Source organism: Pandoraea sp. (assembly GCF_041919235.1).
Classification (GTDB): domain Bacteria; phylum Pseudomonadota; class Gammaproteobacteria; order Burkholderiales; family Burkholderiaceae; genus Pandoraea.
The window spans coordinates 90,665-107,601 of sequence record NZ_JAYRUC010000009.1 but is presented as its reverse complement, the minus strand read 5'-3'; the positions used below and the strand labels follow the sequence as shown (position 1 = coordinate 107,601).

Below are 16,937 nucleotides of genomic sequence, written 5' to 3'. Positions count from 1 at the left end.
GTGAAACAGGGCGTGCGAGGTGGCAGCCCTGGAGGGGCCGTCAGGCGCGGTACAGGTGTTGCGCGCGGATGTAATGCCACACGGGTTCGGGCAGGTTCGCCGGGGGCGTGGCCGCATCTCGCGCGTGCGCCAGCGTGGCGCGCAACTCGGTGGCGGAGATGTCGACAGCCAGTGAGTTGTCGATCAGAATGCCGCCGCATGGCGTGGATTGTACCCCGAGCGCGGACTTTTCCCGCTCGGCGAAGACTTGGCGCAGTTCTATGGAGGCGGTGGCCCGGCTGAAACCGGGTCGTGCGGCCGCGCAGACATGGGCATAGGTGAACAGCTCGCGCCAGGCGTGCCAGGTGTCCAGGCGCACCAGTTGATCGGAGCCGATGAGCAGCGACAACGAGGCCTGCGGGCCGACGTCATGGCGTAAATCGCGTAGCGTATCGACGGTGTAGCTGGGGCCCGCTCGGTCGATCTCGCGCGTGCTCACCGTCAGTTGTGTCCAAGGCTGCGTGCGTGCCAGTTCGGTGGCGAGCAATGCCGCAGCCAGGCGCGTCATCGCCAGCCGGTGCTCGGCTGGGGTGCTGCCCTGCTTCTGCGGTTGCTGGCCGGCCGGCATCAGAATCAGTTCGTCGAGCGCGAGCGTGCGGGCGAAAAGCGCGCCGAGCGCGAGGTGGCCCGTGTGAATCGGATCGAACGTACCGCCCAGCACGCCGATGCGCCGGATCGACCCGGCGGGCGACGTGTCGCAAGCGTGGTGGGCAATGGGGGAAGAGGCGGTCATGCGCGGCTGGCCTTCACACCCACTCGCGGCGTACGAGGAAGTCGGAATAGAGTTTTGCTTCCGGCGTGTCCGGTTCCGGCTTCCAATCGTAATGCCATTTCACGATCGGCGGCATCGACATCAGGATCGATTCGGTGCGCCCGCCCGATTGCAGTCCGAAATGCGTGCCACGGTCCCAGACGAGGTTGAACTCGACGTAGCGCCCGCGCCGATGCGCCTGAAAATCCCGTTCGCGCTCACCATACGGCATGCCCCGACGGCGCTCGACGATCGGCACGTAGGCGTCGAGGAACGCATCGCCCACGCTTTGCATGACGGCGAAGCCCGTCTCGAAGCCGCCCCCCGAAAAGTCGTCGAAGAAGATGCCGCCGATGCCGCGCGGCTCCTGTCGGTGTTTCAGGTAAAAATACTCGTCGCACCAAGCCTTGAAGCGCGGGTACCACGACGTGTCGAACGGATCGAGCGCGTTCTTGCAGGTCTGATGGAAGTGCCGGCAGTCGTCTTCGAACGGATAGTACGGCGTGAGATCCATGCCGCCACCGAACCAGAACGCGGGCAACTGACCGGGGGCGGTCGCAATCAGAATGCGCACGTTGAAGTGCACCGTCGGGCAGTACGGATTGCGCGGATGCAACACCAGCGAGACGCCCAGGGCTTCGAAGCCGCGACCTGCCAGCTCGGGGCGAGAGGCGCTGGCCGAGCCCGGCAGCTTGTCGCCGACGACGTGAGAGAAATTCACGCCGCCGCGCTCGAAGAAATCGCCGTCGTCGAGCACGCGCGTGCGGCCGTCACCGCGCAGTGGGCTGTCGGCCGGGCGCTGCCAGTCGTCGGCGAAGAAGCGTTTGCCGTCGAGGCGCTCGAGCGTCTCGACAATGCGGTCCTGAAGCCCGAGCAGATAAGTTCGCACCGCGCCGGTATCCGGCGCCGGTGCGGCGTCTTGCGCTGTCATTCTGTGACGTCCCGATGCGTGGTAATAAGCGCGATTGTACCGGCAGCCACGCGTTCGGGGGCAGGCCGGGGCGGCGAGCGGACTCGCCAATGCCGCCCGAATGACCTGAATCAAACCTCGGCGATCAGGGCGTGGGCGCGTTGGGCAGCGGACTTGTCGGTGCGGCGCCGCCAGCGGGCAGCGGGGGCATGCCTTTGCCGGTATCGCCGGGCGGCGGCATGAGGATCTGGCGCGGCGCCGGCACCGGCCAGTGCGCCGTGCCGCCGACCTCGGCGATCGCGCGGTTGGTGTCGAAATACACCTGCCAGTAGTCGCGGTTATGGCAATACGGGCGCACCGCCAGTACCGGGCCGGCCGGATTGAATTCGAGAATCTCGATGTCGGTGGCGGGCGAGCCCATGACGTTCGGAATCTGTGCGATGCGTGTCTTGAGACGCGCAATTGCGTCCGGCACATCGACCGTGTGGGCGAGCTGTGCGGTCAGATCGACGCGGCGGAACGCGTTGGCGTCATACACCGTGATGTTGTCCCCAAAAACCTTCGTATTGCCAACGTACACACGCAGATTGTCGGCCGTCGTGAGCGTGGTGACGAACAGCCCGATCTCATCGACCACGCCCGTCACGCCGCCCGCGCCGATCATGTCGCCGGTCTTGAACGGGCGCAGCACGATGAGGAAGATGCCCGAGGCGAAGTTCGACAGGAGTCCGGACCAGGCGGCGCCGATGGCGATGCCGGCGGCGGCGAGCAGCGCGGCGAAGGAAGTCGTCTCGATGCCGCAGACACTGAGGATGGAAATGATGAGGGCGATGCGCAGGGCGATGCGCAACGTCGATTCCGTGTAACGCACGAGCGTGGGATCGATGGACCGGCGCGTCATGGCGCCGCGTACGAGCCGTGCCACGATGTTGATGGCGATACCGCCGACGATCCAGATGACGATGGCCATCACGATCTTCAGGCCGAACGGCATCAGATAGTCGTTGACCAGCTTGGAGAGATCGAACATGTACGTCTCCGTCGAGTGAAGGGCTGTCGGGAAAACTGCATGAATTCCGCCGGGGCTGGCCGGATGCGCGAGCGGGAGGCGTAGGGTGTGAGCCGTGAGCCGCGAAGCGTCTGCGCGGTGCCAGCGTGCCAACTTGCCGCGTACTTGTCAATCGCGGTGGTGCGATGGCTCTCGTGCCGCCGTGCGACGTTGCGCCGCCGCTGAAACGAAAACGGCCCGGGTGACATGGCGTCCCCGGGCCGTGGCAAAACGGTTCAGCGCTTCAAGGCATCCCTTCGAGCGCTGCCGGACTCACTCCGGTTTGCGCGCCAGCGCGCGATTGCCGATATCGTGGCGATACTGCATGCCTTCGAAGTTGATCTGGTTTACGGTCTGGTACGCCACGCTCTGCGCGCCGCGCACGGTGTCGGACAGACCGACCACGCACAGCACGCGTCCGCCGGTGACCTTGAGCACGTCGTTTTCGAGTTGGGTCCCTGCGTGGAACGTCACGCAATCGGCAGTCTCGGCCGGAATATCGGAGATCCGGTCGTCCTTGCGCGGATTGTCCGGATAGCCGTGAGCGGCGAGTACCACCCCGAGCGCATAGCGGCGATCCCAGTCGAGTTCGACCTTGTCGAGCGTGCCGGCAATCGCGTGCTCGACCACCACCGAAAAGTCGCCCTTCAGACGTGCCATGATCGGCTGCGTCTCGGGGTCGCCCATCCGGCAGTTGAATTCAAGCGTCTTGATGTTGCCTTGCGGATCGATCATCAGACCCGCGTACAGGAAACCCGTATAGCGAATGCCATCGGTTTCCATGCCTCGCACGGTTGGCAGAATGATCTCGCGCATCACGCGCGCATGAATCTGCGGTGAGACGATCGGGGCAGGCGAATAGGCGCCCATGCCGCCCGTGTTGGGGCCCTGATCGTTGTCGAGCAGGCGCTTGTGATCCTGCGACGTGGCGAGCGGCAACACGTTCTTGCCGTCGACCATCACGATGAAGCTGGCTTCCTCGCCTTGCAGGAACTCCTCGATCACCACGCGGGCGCCGGCGTCGCCGAGCTTGTTGTCCGCGAGCATCATGTCGACGGCGTGGTGCGCTTCCTCGAGCGACATCGCCACGACCACCCCCTTGCCTGCGGCGAGGCCGTCCGCCTTGATGACGATCGGCGCACCCTTGGCGTCGATGTACGCGTGGGCGAGGGCGGCGTCGGAGAACGTTTCGTAATCGGCGGTGGGAATGCCGTGACGCTTCATGAACGCCTTGGCGAAATCCTTCGACGATTCGAGCTGCGCGGCTTCCTTCGTCGGGCCGAAGACCTTCAGGCCACGCGCGCGGAAGAGGTTCACGATACCGGCGGCGAGCGGCGCTTCCGGGCCGACCACCGTGAGCGCAATGCCCTCGCGCACGGCAAATTCGGCGAGCACGTTCGGATCGCTGATCGGCACATTGCGCAGACGCTCGTCGAGTGCGGTGCCGCCATTGCCTGGGGCAACATACACGAGTTGAATACGCGACGATTGAGCAAGCTTCCACGCCAGCGCGTGTTCGCGGCCGCCTGAGCCGACAACCAGAATTTTCATCTTATTCCTCGATGACGGCGTTGGTGAACACTTCCTGCACGTCGTCGAGGTTTTCGAGCGCGTCGAGCAGCTTTTGCATCTTCACGGCGTCTTCGCCGGTGAAGACCACTTCGGTTTGCGGCTTCATGGTGACCTCCGCGACTTCGGCCTTCAGACCAGCCGCTTCGAGCTTGGTCTTGACGGCCTGGAAGTCGTTCGGCGGGCAGATGACTTCGAAGCTGCCGTCGTCGTTGGTGATGACGTCGTCCGCGCCGGCGTCGAGCGCCACTTCCATGAGTTTGTCTTCCGGGGTTTCCGGCGAGAAAAGGAACTGGCCGCAGTGCGTGAAGAGAAACGCCACCGAGCCGTCGGTGCCCATGTTGCCGCCGTGCTTGGAGAACGCGTGACGCACTTCCGCCACGGTGCGGGTGCGGTTGTCCGTCATGGTATCGACGATCACCGCAGCACCGCTCAGGCCATAGCCTTCGTAGCGGATTTCTTCGTAGTTGGCGCCGTCCAGGCCGCCAATGCCGCGATCGATCGCGCGCTTGACGTTGTCCTTGGGCATGTTGGCGTCGGCTGCCTTTTCCACGGCCAGACGCAGGCGCGGGTTGCTGTCGGCGTCACCGCCGCCGAGGCGGGCGGCCACCGTGATTTCCTTGATCAGGCGTGTCCAGACTTTACCGCGCTTCGCATCTGCCGCGGCCTTCTTGTGCTTGATGTTGGCCCATTTGGAATGACCCGCCATGAATTTCTCCGTCGTGCCGCGCTGTGCGGCGATGTGTGCTCTGCCGGCCGGCGCAGTGCGGCGCGGCCAACCGTTGATGCGGGAGCGCCCGCCACCTCCGCGGTCGCGGGCGCTCGATGCCCAATCGCCCCGTTGGCTCCGACGGATCCTGTCGATCCCGTCGATCCGGTCGGTCCCGTCAGTCATTTCGGGCCGGGGCAGTCCCAGCGGCAACCTGCCGCTATAATCGAAGGCAATTTTATCATGCCGCCGCACCGTGCCACGGGTGTTTGCTGCGCCGTGTCACGCGCCACGCCGTGGCCATCGCCGAGGACTCTCATGCCCCAGAAGCCCGTGTCGCCGCAAGCATCGCCGCTCGAAGCGCCCTCATCGGCCCCCGCCGCCAGTGTCGCGCGTTCTGCTCACGAAGCCGGTGAACGGCTCGTGATCGCGCACAACGACCAGCATGTCCTCGGCCTGCTCCCCGCCATGGGCAACCGCCATGGACTGATCACCGGGGCCACGGGCACTGGCAAGACCGTGACGCTTCAGGTCGTCGCGCAGGCTTTCTCCGATATCGGCGTGCCCGTGTTCATGGCCGACGTGAAAGGCGATCTGACCGGAATCACGCAGCCCGGTGTCGAGACGCCCAAGCTCAAGGAGCGCATCACCCGTCTTGGCTTTGATACCCCCGACTGGCACGGCAGCCCGGCCACGCTGTGGGACGTGTTCGGCGAGCAGGGCCATCCGGTGCGTGCGACGGTCTCCGACCTCGGGCCGCTCCTGCTCGCGCGTTTGCTCGGGCTGAACGAGACGCAGACCGGCGTACTCAATCTCGTGTTCAAGATCGCCGACGACAATGGCCTGTTGCTGCTCGATAGCAAGGACCTGCGCGCCATGCTCCAGCACGTGGGCGATAACGCGTCGACCTTCACCACGCAATACGGCAACATTTCGGCCGCGTCGGTCGGGGCGATCCAGCGCGGCCTGCTCACGCTCGAGCAACAGGGCGCTGACAAGTTCTTCGGCGAGCCGATGCTCAATATCGAAGACTTCATGCAGACGGACGCGCAAGGGCGCGGCATCGTCAACATTCTCGCGGCCGACAAGCTGCTGGCCGCGCCGCGCATCTACGCCACCTTCCTGCTGTGGCTGCTCGCCGAGTTGTTCGAGCGGCTGCCGGAGGTGGGAGACCCCGACAAGCCCAAGCTCGTCTTTTTCTTCGATGAGGCGCATTTGTTGTTCAACGAGGCGCCCAAGCCGTTGCTCGAGCGCATCGAGCAGATGGTGCGTCTGATTCGTTCGAAGGGCGTCGGCGTGTATTTCGTGACGCAAAACCCGGTCGATGTGCCGGACACCATTCTCGGCCAACTGGGCAATCGCGTGCAGCATGCGCTGCGGGCCTATTCGCCGCGCGATCAGAAGGCGGTGAAGGTGGCCGCGCAGACCATGCGTGCCAATCCGTCGCTCGACATCGAAACGGCGATCGGTGAGCTGGGGGTCGGCGAAGCGCTGGTGTCGTTGCTCGACGAGAAGGGGCGTCCGGCGGTGACCGAGCGCGCGTATATCGCGCCGCCGGCGTCGCGCATCGGACCGATAACGCCGCAGGAGCGCGCCGCGCTGATCGCCGCCTCGCTGGTGGCGGGCGTGTACGAGAAGACGGTGGATCGCGAGTCGGCTTACGAAAAGCTCGTTGGGCGCACGCAAACGCGGCAGGGCGACGTGCCCCCCGCTTCCGGGGGCGCGCCTGTGCCGGATGCTCAGGCCGGCGGGTCTTCCGGCGGCGGTCTGCTCGATGCCGTGAAAGACTCGCTCGGCGGCTTGCTCGGCGGTGCGGGCGGTTCGCGGCGAAAGGACACGGCTGTCGAGGCGATGGTCAAGAGTACGGCGCGCACGATTGGCAGCCAGTTGGGCCGCGAGATCGTACGCGGTGTGCTGGGCAGCATTCTCGGCGGTAGCAAGCGCCGGTGAGCCGGGGCATCGCGCCCGACGACGCAGCCTATGACGGCGCGTGCGTCCGAGGGCTTGTCTTGTGCGGCGCGCGCTGCGGCGCGGGCGCGCCGCCTGCATCGTCACCTGCACCATCACCATCACCTGCACCATTCCCCCCTCCAGGACCCTGCACTGCCCCATGTCGCTGAAATCTTCGCTGGAACCGGTGCGCACCGGCGTCGCCCACGATCCGTGGTGGCTGCGCGCGGCGCCGCTCATCTTTCTGTTTCTGTGGTCGGTCGGCTTTACCGTCGCCAAAATCGGTCTGACGTATGCCGACCCGCTGACTTTTCTCGCGTTGCGCTACGGCCTCGTGCTCGTGCTGCTCGCGCCGCTGGCGGTCGTCATGCGTCCACCGTTGCCGAAGACGGCCGCCGCGTGGGGGCATCTCGTCGTCATCGGTCTGCTCATTCAGGCGCTGTATTTCAGCATGACGTACCTGGCGCTGCGATTGGGCGTGTCGGCGGGCAGCGTGGCGCTGATTACATCGCTGCAACCGATTCTCGTCGCGCTGGCCGTGCCGCATCTGGTGGGTGAGCGCGTGAGCGGTGTTAACTGGATCGGGCTCGGGCTGGGGTTGGCGGGCGCGGCGCTCGTCATCGTGGCGCGCTCGGCGGTGGAGGCGACCTCCATGCTGGGGCTGGTGCTGACGTTCGTGGCGCTCGGCGCGATCACTTGCGGCACGCTCTACGAAAAGCGCTTCGGCGTCGGCGAACACCCGATCACGTCCAATCTCGTGCAGTATGCCGTGGGCTTCGCGGCGACGTTGCCACTTGCCTGGTGGCTCGAGCCGATGCGCGTCGAATGGACATGGCAGCTCGGCGCGGCGCTCGTCTATCTCGTGATCGGCAATTCGATTGTCGCGATCTCGTTGCTGCTGGCGATGATCCGGCGCGGTGAGGCGTCGCGCGTTTCGGCGCTGTTTTTCCTGGTGCCGCCCTCGGCGGCGCTCGCAGCGTGGATCATGATCGGCGAACACATGCCGCCGCTGGCGTGGGGCGGAATGGTGCTGGCGGCCGTCGGGGTGGCCATGGCCACGCGGCGGCGCAAGGGCGCTTAGGCAAGCATGGAGTGCGCCTCGGCGTTGCCGGGGCGCACTGGCCGCAGCTTGTCAGTTCTTGGTGCCGAACAGCCGGTCGCCGGCGTCGCCCAGACCGGGAATGATGTAGGCGTGATCGTCCAGACGTTCGTCGAGCGACGCGACATACAGTTTCACGCCCGGATGGGCATCGTGAAGCACCTTCACGCCTTCGGGCGCCGCCACCAGCGCGAGGAACGCGATGTTCTCTTCGGCCACGCCGCGTTTGCGCAGCACGTCGACGGCGTGCACGGCCGAATAGCCGGTCGCCACCATCGGATCACACAGAATGAAACGGCGGTCGGCCACGTCCGGCAGACGCACGAGATATTCGACCGGACGGTGTTGTTCATCGCGATACACGCCAATGTGCCCGACGCGCGCCGACGGCACGAGATCGAGCAGGCCGTCGCTCATGCCCACGCCGGCACGCAGCACCGGCACGATGGCGAGCTTCTTGCCCGCGATCACGGGCGCGTCCATGGCGACCATCGGCGTGTCGATACGCTCGGTCGTGAGCGGCAGGTCGCGCGTGATCTCGTAGCCCATGAGCAACGTGATCTCGCGTAGCAGCCCGCGGAATGTGCGCGTCGACGTTTCCTTGTCGCGCATGTGCGAGAGCTTGTGCTGGATCAGCGGGTGATCGCAGATGTAGAGATTCGGGAAGCGGATGTCTTGTTTCATGGCAGGCAATCTGGGGCAGGGCCGGTGTGGCCCGCATGGCCGCGATTTTAGCCGATGCACGCACCGCCGGTCCGGGTTTCGATGTCAGCCGGGGCGAATCCCCACGGCGCGGGCACGGCAAAGCGGCCCTCGCACGATTCCCTTAGAATCGCAGCAAGACGGCGGTACGGCCGCAGTTGTCCAACGCTTCACTTGTTTTGAAGGCTGAACATGGATCTGGGAATCAAGGGGCGCGCCGCGCTGGTGTGCGGTGCGAGCAAAGGGTTGGGGCGGGCATGCGCGCAGGCGCTGGCCGACGCCGGGGCGAACGTCGTGATCGTCGCGCGCACCGCAGACGCGCTCGAAGCGGCGGCAGAGCACATTCGCGCGACGTCGGGCGTGCGCGTGACCTCCGTGGCCTGCGACATCACGACGCCGCAGGGGCGTGCGCAGGCATTGGCGGCATGTGGGCAACCCGACATCCTGGTGACCAACGCGGGCGGGCCGCCGCCGGGCGACTTCCGCGACTGGCAGCGCGACGACTGGATTCGTGCGCTCGACGCGAACATGCTCACGCCGATCGAACTCATCAAGGCGAGTGTTGACGGCATGATCGCGCGCGGTTTCGGGCGCATCGTCAACATCACCTCATCTGCCGTGAAGGCACCCATCGACATCCTCGGATTGTCCAACGGCGCGCGATCCGGGCTGACCGGGTTCGTGGCCGGGCTCGCGCGCACGACGGTCGCGCATAACGTCACCATCAACAATCTGCTGCCGGGCGCATTCGATACCGACCGCCTCGCGGGGACCCTGCAGGCATGGGCCAGCAAGAGCGGCCAGTCGCTTGACGACGCGCGCGCCAAACGGGCCGCGGCGATTCCGGCACGCCGCTTCGGCCGGCCGGACGAGTTCGGCGCGGCCTGCGCGTTCCTTTGCAGCGCACAGGCAGGCTATATCACCGGGCAGAACGTGCTGATAGACGGCGGCGCGTATCCGGGCACGTTCTAATCCATCAAGGATCGACTCAATGACTGTATCGACGGTGCCGAGCGTTCGGATCGCGCTCATTGCGCACGATAAGAAGAAGGACGAAATTCTGGCGCTCGCGCGCGACTACGTCGGCGTGCTGCGCCAGTGTCGACTCGTGGCGACGGGCACAACGGGTGGGCGCATCGCCACCGAGCTGGGCCTCGACATCGAGCGCATGCTGTCCGGGCCGCATGGCGGCGACCTCCAGATCGGCGCGCAACTGGCCGAGGGGCGCGTCGACATGGTGCTGTTCCTGCGCGACCCGATGACGCCGCAACCGCACGAACCCGACATCAACGCCCTCGTGCGTGCCTGCGACGTGCACAACGTGCCGTGCGCGACCAACAGCGCCACCGCGCGCTTGTTGCTCGAGCAACTGATGGTACGGCTGGCGGCACAACCGTCGGCCTGACGCCGAGAACCTGCATATCTGACGAAGGGAAGGAGCGAGGATGACGAAGGCAATCCGCATTGAACAGAATGGCGGTCCGGAAGTGATGAAGTACGTTGACATCGAAGTCGGCGAGCCCGGACCGGGCGAGGCGCGCGTGCGGCACAACGCCGTGGGGCTGAACTACATCGACGTATATTTTCGCACCGGTCTTTACCCGCAACCGCTGCCCGCCGGTCTGGGCATGGAGGCTGCCGGAGTGGTCGAGGCTGTGGGCGAGGGCGTGACGCATGTCAAGCCGGGCGATCGCGTGGCGTACGCGAGCCGTCCGTGCGGCGCATACGCTCAGGCTCGTGTCATGCCGGCTGAGCCGCTCGTGCGTCTGCCCGACGCCATCAGCGACGACCAGGCCGCCGCGATGATGCTGCAAGGCATGACGGCGCAATACCTGCTGCGCCGCACCTATCCGGTCAAGGCGGGCGACACGATCCTCATCCACGCGGCGGCGGGCGGCGTGGGACTCATCGTCTGCCAATGGGCCAAGGCGCTGGGCGCGACGGTGATCGGCACGGTCGGTTCCAACGAAAAGGCGGCGCTCGTGCGCAAGCACGGTTGTGACCATCCGATCGTCTACACGCGTGAGAATTTCGTCGAACGAGTGAAAGAGATTACCGGCGGCGAAGGCGTGCCTGTGGTCTACGATTCGATCGGCAAGGATACCTTCATCGGATCGCTCGACTGCCTGCGGCCGCTTGGCATGATGGTGAACTTCGGGAGCGCGTCAGGCCCCGTCGAGCAGATCAACACGGCGGATCTCGTGTCTCGCGGCTCGCTGTTCTTCACGCGCCCGACGCTGTTCAGCTACACGGCCAGGCGTGCTGATCTGGAAGCCACGGCGAACGAACTGTTCGACGTCGTCGCCAATGGGGCGGTCAAGATCGAGGTCAATCAGCGTTACGCGTTGTCCGACGTAGCGCAGGCCCATCGCGATCTCGAAGCGCGCAAGACCACGGGATCGACGCTGCTCATGCCCTGAGCTGCCGTGGCCGTCGCCGTGCCGGTGGGGCACGGGGCGGTGGGACGGCCTCGGCGTCTCGCTTTTGTTGCAGGCGATGCCGCTGGCGGCTGCGTTCAGGCGCGTTGGGTGAAGACGTTGGCGCGTGCGTCCTCGCGCAGGTCGACCGGCAAACGCGTGATGAGCCAATGTACGACCATGCCGATGACGACGACATCGTCGAGCAGGCCGAACACCGGCACGAAGTCGGGAATCAGGTCGAACGGGCTGACCAGGTACACGGCGAGCAGCGCCAGCGCGGGCAGCAACCAGCGAGGGCGGCGCGGATCACGAGCCGCACGCCACAGGACGCGGAAATCGTGGCGGGCGACTTGCCAAAGACGGAGAAAACGCTTCACTTTCAGGCTCCTGGTACCGATATGCCCGCCGGATGACGGCGGGTATGTCACTGCGGTGGCACAAACGTCGTTCAAAATTTGGGGAACGTCGAGCTTCGTGCGCCAATTGTACGCGTTGAGTGCGTTGAGTGCGTTGAGTGCGTTTAGTGCGTTGAGCGCACTGCGTGCCGGGCGCGAACGAATGTGCACGAAGCGTGACAAATGATTTCGACCGCGCAGCGGCCGGACGGTTTCATCGGCGTTTGCACTGGCTGGGATTCGCTGCGCCTGTTCCGGCAGTGCATTGGCTTTCCGGGTTGCGGCTGGGTCAGGGCAGCGGGATAATTTGCCAGCCGCAGTGGTCAATCCATTTTTCCCCCTTAGCGGACGCCTTCCAAACGCCATCATGACCGACGCTCAAGATCCGAAATCGCCGCAGCAGTCAAATCAGTCAGAGTCCGATACGAGCAAGAGCGCAACGCCACCGAAGACATCTCCGGCAACCGAGGCTGGCGAGGCTGGCATCGCGCCAGCGTCAGCCACGCAGGGCTCGTCCGAGTCCGACTATGTGGAGGCACCGACATCGGCGACGGCACATGCGACGGGGAAGCCCGTTGCCGGCACGTCCGAAGCCTCGACCGACATGCCGGGCAATCCCGATACGCTGACGCGTCAGGCGCAGCCGTCCGAATCACCGGCGTCGAGCGACGCCCCGCCCGACAAGCCGCAGGGTCAGCCAACGCCTGCAACGATACCGGCAGCGCATGCGCCGGTCGTCGACGTGGCATCCGAGCGCAATCCGATCGGTGCGTCCGCGCCACGCTCGGGCGAGGACGTGAGAGCGGCCGGCCCGGGCACTGCGGGCGCGACTGGCGGTGCCGGGGACGGCGAGACTTTGCATCAACCGACGTTCGGCCAGGGCGCCCCGCGTCCGGGGAGTCCGTCGTCGATGGGCGACCAACCGTCGTACTTGCGGGCGGGAGATTCCCCTTGGTCGGTCCTGCGTCGCATCACGTCGGCACGTTTTCGCGCGTGGTACGAGCGTGCGGGGCAGCGCATCACGCAGCGCACGCTGAAGATCGGCATCTCGGCGCGCATCTTTCATCCCGAGCCGGGGGCCAAGGGGCTGCGTGGCAAGACGCTGCAATATCTCGAAGAGTCGATCGCGCATTGGGTGATGTCGCGCGACGTGCTGGTGTTCATGATCCCTACGGTCGACACGCAGGGCCTGCTGCACCCGAGTCATATCCGCCTGCACGATTACGCGAAGCATCTCGACGGGCTTGTGTTGCAGGGCGGCGCAGACGTTTCGCCGATGACGTATTCGGAAGTGGCAACGCGTCATGAGTGGCAGGGCGATCGCATGCGCGACATGTACGAACTCGAATTGCTGCATGAGTTCGTGGAGCAGGGCAAGCCGATTCTCGGCGTTTGCCGTGGCTGTCAGCTCATCAATGTGGCGTTCGGCGGCACGTTGCACCAGGACATCGCGACGGATCTGACCGAAGCGATCCCGCACGTCACCGAGACATACGAACACAACCGTCACACGCTGACGTTCCCCGAGGGCTCATCGCTTGCGCAGATGCTGGCACCGGTCGACGTGCCGATCGTCAACTCGATCCATCATCAGTCGGTGAAGACACTCGGACGCGACTTGAGTGTGGAGGCGGTGTGTGCGGAAGATGGGGTGGTGGAAGCCATACGCTACCGCAAGGCGCCGTTCGTGCTGGGGCTGCAATGGCATCCGGAGTTCCACCGGGCGGGCGGGCCGGAGTTTCTCGATTGCACGCCGGTTCTCGACAACTTCCTGCGTGCCGCGCGCGAAACGCGCTTCTGATCGCGAGAGACGGTCGATGCAATAAAAAATGGGCAGCCGCGAGGCTGCCCATTTTCATGTCTCGAGCACCGGCATACAGCCGCCGGTGCTCGAGCCGCGTCGCTTAGAAGCGGTGACGGATACCCGTGCCCACAACGGTTTGCGAGCTGGTCGACGACATACCGCCGGCAGCGCCGACACCGGCCTGGAGGCCCGTGCCTTCGTTGTCGGAGATGTGCTGGTACGAACCGGTCAGGTACACATCGGTACGCTTCGACAGACGGTAGTCGGCTTGCAGCGTGACGGTGTGGAACTTCGGCTTCTTGTCCGTCGAATCCTGCTTGGCCATCGTGTACGTATAGGCGGCCGAGAGCGAGACAGCCGGGGTCAGCATGTAGCGACCGTTGACTTCGAAGTTGTCGAACTTCAGACCGTCGTTGCCGAAGGCAACGGCCGTGCTGTTGTAGTTCAGGCCGGTCAGCCCTTGCAGTTGCGTGTGGGTGTACACCAGGCCGACGGTTGCCGGGCCGAATGCGTAGTTACCACCGATACCCCAAACGCGTTGCTTCGAGGCGTTGAACACCGAGTCACCGCCGCTCGACGTGTCGACTGCGCCGCCGGTGTTGTTGTTGCCCGGGTTACCCTGACGCTCCAAGTAGGCAGCCGCGACCGTCAACGGGCCGTTGGCGTAGTTCACGCCAGCGCTGAACGCACGGTTGTTCGAGAAATCACCGGCCTTGTTCGAGAAGCCATACAGGCCGCCGAACGTCAGACCGTTGTAGTTGGCGCTCGAGTACTTGACCGAGTTGTTCACACGGAACGAGTTGTTCGTGTTGTCGTTATCGTACGGGTGAGCGGCGATGGTGCCGCCGAACGACGAGCCGTTCAGCGTGAGCGGCGCCAGGTAGTCCACCAGCGAGTCGTACTGACGGCCGATCGTGACCGAGCCGAACTTGTCGTTCTGCAGGCCAACGAACGCCTGACGGCCGAACATGCGGCCGTTCTGGCCCGACGTGCCGTTGTTGATCGAGAAACCGTTTTCCAGCACGAAGATGGCCTTGTTACCGCCACCCAGATCTTCCGCTCCCTTCAGGCCCCAACGGCTGCCATTGACCAGGCCACTCGTGGCGCGGAAGTTCTTCGAACCCGAAGCACCTGCCGTGTTCGTCGAGTTGCTGGTGTAGGCAACGCCAGCGTCGATCAGGCCGTACAGGGTGACGCTGCTTTGTGCTTGGGCGCTCGCGGAGAACGCGCCGACAACGGCAGCGGCAAGAAGAGTTTTTTTCATGGTTTAAGCTCCAGTAACGTGACACGAATCGCAGAATTCGCGTGAAAACAGAACGCGGCGAAACAGAACATGTCGAGGCGACCGTTTGTCATTCGCGGACCCGATCAGGTATCGGCACTGCTCTGTAGACAGGGGGCAGTGTATGAGTGAGCGTTACTCCCGCCTATTTCATAATCCGCAAGAATCTATTTCGGATATGGGAAGAATCCGACGGATGTGTCGAAAAGCGTTGTCCGATAAGGGATTGGCTTGATTAAGCGTAGGTGAGAAATGGCCGTGCAAGCGACGTGTGTTGCGCTTGGGACACAGTGTTCAGTGCATGGGAAGGTGCGCGGGAACCATTGTCAGTACTGGATTTGCGCGCGACAGGTGCCCATGTCGTTTAGTTCCGGCGATGCATCCGGCGACGCATGAGCAAGGCACGGGGTCTGTTGGTGAGCGTGGCGCCCCGCACGAAACGTCGTTGTCGACATCGGACGCAGTTCGACGCATGGGGGTTCACGTTTCGCCACCGCGATATGGAAGTGCCTTCATCGGGGGAGATTGGGCGGCGGTGATGCTCATGTCAACGCGCGCTGACCTGCTCGCGATGAGGAAAATCCGAGATGATGGTCCGCATGAAAAATCTGCGTGTCGCAAAAAGTCCTTTATTAATAGTGTTTTATCGGACTATTGCGAGTCGCCGAATAATGCATTGCGTCGAATGATGACAATGATCTCGGTCAGCAGACCTATACTACGCGTCGCGAGAAGTAGACTTTTGCATTGAGTGAAAAGTCTCCAAACCTTGGCGCGGCCTTATTGGCCGCGCTTTTTTTTTGCCTGCGTTTTTCGGCTATGCGTAGTGGACCGCGCTAAGTGCCTCGCCGCAATCGCGTACGTGCGGAATGCTCAACTGCTTGAGCTTTCGATACAGCGACGCGCGGCAGAAGCCGAGCGTGCGCGCGGCAGCGGAGATGTTCCAGCGATGTTGCGCGAGCGCTTGCAGAATGCGCTCACGTTCCCGGTCCTGCGGGGAGTCGTCCGGACTTGTCTCATCATGCAATGCGAGCGGCATCGACGCGACGGCATCGTCGGCTTCCTGTGTCCCTATCGCTCCTATCGCCCCTTTCGCCCCTATCGCTCGGATCGCCTGCGTCGCTCGCATCTCTGCGTGACGATCCGATCCTCGCGCCGGCGCCGACAGGTGGGGTTCCGGCGGCAGATCGTCGGCGCACAACACGTTGCCGCTCATCACGGCACAGGCGTAGCGCAGCGCCGCGCGCAGCTGGCGCAGATTTCCCGGCCATGCGTGGGCGAGCAGGCGCGACTCGGCGTCGGGCGATAAACGCGCCAGCGCCTGATCGGCGCGCAGATCTGGCCATTCATCGCACAGCATGCGGGCGATCAAATCGCGCTTGTCGCTGCGCTCGCGCAGGGCCGGCAGTGTGAGTATGCCGACGGCAATACGGTAGTAGAGATCTTCGCGGAACGTGCCCTGGGCCACCGCGCTGGCGAGATCCTGATGCGTTGCGCAGATGAGCTGCACATTGATGGGCACCGAATGACTCGCACCCAGCGGCGTGACTTCGCGCTCCGAGAGCACCCGCAGCAGGCGCGTTTGCAGCGCGTGCGGCATGTCGCCTATCTCGTCCAGGAAGAGCGTGCCGCCATCGGCCTGTTGTAGCTTCCCCTTCATGCCGCCGGGTAATGCGCCTGAAAATGCGCCGCGCTGATAGCCGAAGAGCTCGCTCTCGACCAGATGCTCGGGCAGCGACGCCGTATTGATCGCAACGAACGCCTGTGCGCGCCGCTCACTGTACGCATGCAGTGCTCGGGCCAGAAACTCCTTGCCCGTTCCTGTCTCACCGAGAATCAATACCGGCAGTCCGCGATCGATAAAGCGTTTGCCGCGCGTGAGCAGCGCGCGCATGCGGCTATCGGTACCGCACAGCTCGTCGATAGCGAGGTAGTCGGGACGCATCGGATGCGCTGCAGTGGGGGGGGCGGGCACACGGACGATGCGCTCGGCGAGCGCGGTGATGTTGTTGAAGGCGGTATTGGGAGTGGCGGCGCCGTGGGGGCTGGCGTGGCCGACAGGTCGAGCAGGGGCTGGCGCTACAGCGAGGTGAGCGGGCATGACTTGTCTCCTTCTCGTATCGGTACGAAAGGGCGCCGTCGGTGGCTTGTGGCCTGGCGTTTCCTGACGTCTCTTTATGTCGCGGCCGGCTCGGGTGGCCAACCGCTAACGCAGCATACGACCGCATAGTCATAACATCCAATACAATATTGATGCGC

At 64.5% G+C, this 16,937-nt stretch carries 15 protein-coding genes; 6 read left to right on the top strand and 9 right to left on the bottom strand.

Annotated elements, in window-relative coordinates:
• Positions 1-40 precede the first annotated feature (40 nt).
• The 5 genes from ACE3UG_RS09450 to ACE3UG_RS09430 form a co-directional block, all read right to left on the bottom strand.
• Positions 41-772: a nicotinate-nucleotide adenylyltransferase gene (locus tag ACE3UG_RS09450; RefSeq protein ID WP_374622745.1), complete on the bottom strand. Its 732-nt coding sequence runs from the start codon at positions 770-772 to the stop codon at positions 41-43.
• A gap of 13 nt (positions 773-785) precedes the next feature.
• Positions 786-1,721: an oxygen-dependent coproporphyrinogen oxidase gene (gene hemF, locus ACE3UG_RS09445; protein WP_374622742.1), complete on the bottom strand. Its 936-nt coding sequence runs from the start codon at positions 1,719-1,721 to the stop codon at positions 786-788.
• A gap of 124 nt (positions 1,722-1,845) precedes the next feature.
• Positions 1,846-2,730, bottom strand: coding sequence for a mechanosensitive ion channel family protein (locus tag ACE3UG_RS09440; protein WP_374622740.1), 885 nt, complete (start codon positions 2,728-2,730; stop codon positions 1,846-1,848).
• A 291-nt stretch (positions 2,731-3,021) separates the two neighbouring features.
• Positions 3,022-4,299 (bottom strand): phosphoribosylamine--glycine ligase, encoded by a 1,278-nt coding sequence (gene purD, locus ACE3UG_RS09435; protein ID WP_374622737.1) that lies wholly within the window; start codon positions 4,297-4,299, stop codon positions 3,022-3,024.
• A gap of 1 nt (position 4,300) precedes the next feature.
• A complete protein-coding gene (locus ACE3UG_RS09430) occupies positions 4,301-5,026 on the bottom strand; it encodes a YebC/PmpR family DNA-binding transcriptional regulator (RefSeq protein WP_374622735.1) in 726 nt (241 codons plus the stop codon).
• A gap of 468 nt (positions 5,027-5,494) precedes the next feature.
• On the opposite strand from ACE3UG_RS09430, the gene ACE3UG_RS09425 reads away from it, so the two are divergent.
• Together ACE3UG_RS09425 and ACE3UG_RS09420 are read left to right on the top strand one after the other, a co-directional pair.
• The gene (locus ACE3UG_RS09425; protein ID WP_374622901.1) at positions 5,495-6,976 is read left to right on the top strand and encodes a helicase HerA-like domain-containing protein; all 1,482 of its coding nucleotides are present in this window, start codon (positions 5,495-5,497) and stop codon (positions 6,974-6,976) included.
• Between the two features lie 160 nt (positions 6,977-7,136).
• Positions 7,137-8,057 (top strand): DMT family transporter, encoded by a 921-nt coding sequence (locus tag ACE3UG_RS09420; protein WP_374622732.1) that lies wholly within the window; start codon positions 7,137-7,139, stop codon positions 8,055-8,057.
• 51 nt (positions 8,058-8,108) lie between these two features.
• Here ACE3UG_RS09420 and upp read toward each other — a convergent pair whose 3' ends face one another.
• Entirely contained in the window at positions 8,109-8,759 is a 651-nt protein-coding gene (gene upp, locus ACE3UG_RS09415) for a uracil phosphoribosyltransferase (protein ID WP_374622730.1), read from the bottom strand.
• Between the two features lie 210 nt (positions 8,760-8,969).
• On the opposite strand from upp, the gene ACE3UG_RS09410 reads away from it, so the two are divergent.
• Genes ACE3UG_RS09410 through ACE3UG_RS09400 form a run of 3 tightly spaced genes read left to right on the top strand, consistent with a single transcriptional unit; the run spans position 8,970 to position 11,197 of the window.
• A complete protein-coding gene (locus ACE3UG_RS09410; RefSeq protein ID WP_374622728.1) occupies positions 8,970-9,749 on the top strand; it encodes an SDR family oxidoreductase in 780 nt (259 codons plus the stop codon).
• Positions 9,750-9,768: 19 nt separating this feature from the next.
• A complete protein-coding gene (locus tag ACE3UG_RS09405; RefSeq protein WP_374622725.1) occupies positions 9,769-10,182 on the top strand; it encodes a methylglyoxal synthase in 414 nt (137 codons plus the stop codon).
• 40 nt (positions 10,183-10,222) lie between these two features.
• On the top strand, positions 10,223-11,197 hold the full coding sequence (locus ACE3UG_RS09400) for a quinone oxidoreductase (protein WP_374622723.1): 975 nt from the start codon (positions 10,223-10,225) through the stop codon (positions 11,195-11,197).
• A gap of 95 nt (positions 11,198-11,292) precedes the next feature.
• Here the strand turns inward: ACE3UG_RS09400 and ACE3UG_RS09395 are convergent, their stop codons facing one another.
• Positions 11,293-11,574: a YkvA family protein gene (locus tag ACE3UG_RS09395; protein ID WP_374622720.1), complete on the bottom strand. Its 282-nt coding sequence runs from the start codon at positions 11,572-11,574 to the stop codon at positions 11,293-11,295.
• Between the two features lie 385 nt (positions 11,575-11,959).
• On the opposite strand from ACE3UG_RS09395, the gene ACE3UG_RS09390 reads away from it, so the two are divergent.
• Positions 11,960-13,393 carry a gamma-glutamyl-gamma-aminobutyrate hydrolase family protein gene (locus ACE3UG_RS09390; protein ID WP_374622717.1) on the top strand — a complete coding sequence of 478 codons (1,434 nt, stop codon included), beginning with the start codon at positions 11,960-11,962 and terminating at the stop codon, positions 13,391-13,393.
• Between the two features lie 103 nt (positions 13,394-13,496).
• Here ACE3UG_RS09390 and ACE3UG_RS09385 read toward each other — a convergent pair whose 3' ends face one another.
• Both ACE3UG_RS09385 and ACE3UG_RS09380 read right to left on the bottom strand, forming a co-directional pair.
• Entirely contained in the window at positions 13,497-14,660 is a 1,164-nt protein-coding gene (locus tag ACE3UG_RS09385; RefSeq protein WP_374622715.1) for a porin, read from the bottom strand.
• A gap of 835 nt (positions 14,661-15,495) precedes the next feature.
• Positions 15,496-16,779, bottom strand: coding sequence for a sigma-54-dependent Fis family transcriptional regulator (locus ACE3UG_RS09380; protein WP_374622712.1), 1,284 nt, complete (start codon positions 16,777-16,779; stop codon positions 15,496-15,498).
• Positions 16,780-16,937: the final 158 nt, after the last annotated feature.

Excerpts from the sequence above, each read along its gene's own strand:
- ACE3UG_RS09400 (WP_374622723.1), top strand. The coding sequence starts at position 10,223 with ATGACGAAGGCAATCCGCATTGAACAGAATGGCGGTCCGGAAGTGATG.
- purD (WP_374622737.1), bottom strand. The coding sequence starts at position 4,299 with ATGAAAATTCTGGTTGTCGGCTCAGGCGGCCGCGAACACGCGCTGGCG.
- upp (WP_374622730.1), bottom strand. The coding sequence starts at position 8,759 with ATGAAACAAGACATCCGCTTCCCGAATCTCTACATCTGCGATCACCCG.
- ACE3UG_RS09430 (WP_374622735.1), bottom strand. The coding sequence starts at position 5,026 with ATGGCGGGTCATTCCAAATGGGCCAACATCAAGCACAAGAAGGCCGCG.
- hemF (WP_374622742.1), bottom strand. The coding sequence starts at position 1,721 with ATGACAGCGCAAGACGCCGCACCGGCGCCGGATACCGGCGCGGTGCGA.
- ACE3UG_RS09390 (WP_374622717.1), top strand. The coding sequence starts at position 11,960 with ATGACCGACGCTCAAGATCCGAAATCGCCGCAGCAGTCAAATCAGTCA.
- ACE3UG_RS09420 (WP_374622732.1), top strand. The coding sequence starts at position 7,137 with ATGTCGCTGAAATCTTCGCTGGAACCGGTGCGCACCGGCGTCGCCCAC.
- ACE3UG_RS09425 (WP_374622901.1), top strand. The coding sequence starts at position 5,495 with ATGGGCAACCGCCATGGACTGATCACCGGGGCCACGGGCACTGGCAAG.
- ACE3UG_RS09380 (WP_374622712.1), bottom strand. The coding sequence starts at position 16,779 with ATGCCCGCTCACCTCGCTGTAGCGCCAGCCCCTGCTCGACCTGTCGGC.
- ACE3UG_RS09385 (WP_374622715.1), bottom strand. The coding sequence starts at position 14,660 with ATGAAAAAAACTCTTCTTGCCGCTGCCGTTGTCGGCGCGTTCTCCGCG.
- ACE3UG_RS09450 (WP_374622745.1), bottom strand. The coding sequence starts at position 772 with ATGACCGCCTCTTCCCCCATTGCCCACCACGCTTGCGACACGTCGCCC.
- ACE3UG_RS09440 (WP_374622740.1), bottom strand. The coding sequence starts at position 2,730 with ATGTTCGATCTCTCCAAGCTGGTCAACGACTATCTGATGCCGTTCGGC.
- ACE3UG_RS09410 (WP_374622728.1), top strand. The coding sequence starts at position 8,970 with ATGGATCTGGGAATCAAGGGGCGCGCCGCGCTGGTGTGCGGTGCGAGC.
- ACE3UG_RS09405 (WP_374622725.1), top strand. The coding sequence starts at position 9,769 with ATGACTGTATCGACGGTGCCGAGCGTTCGGATCGCGCTCATTGCGCAC.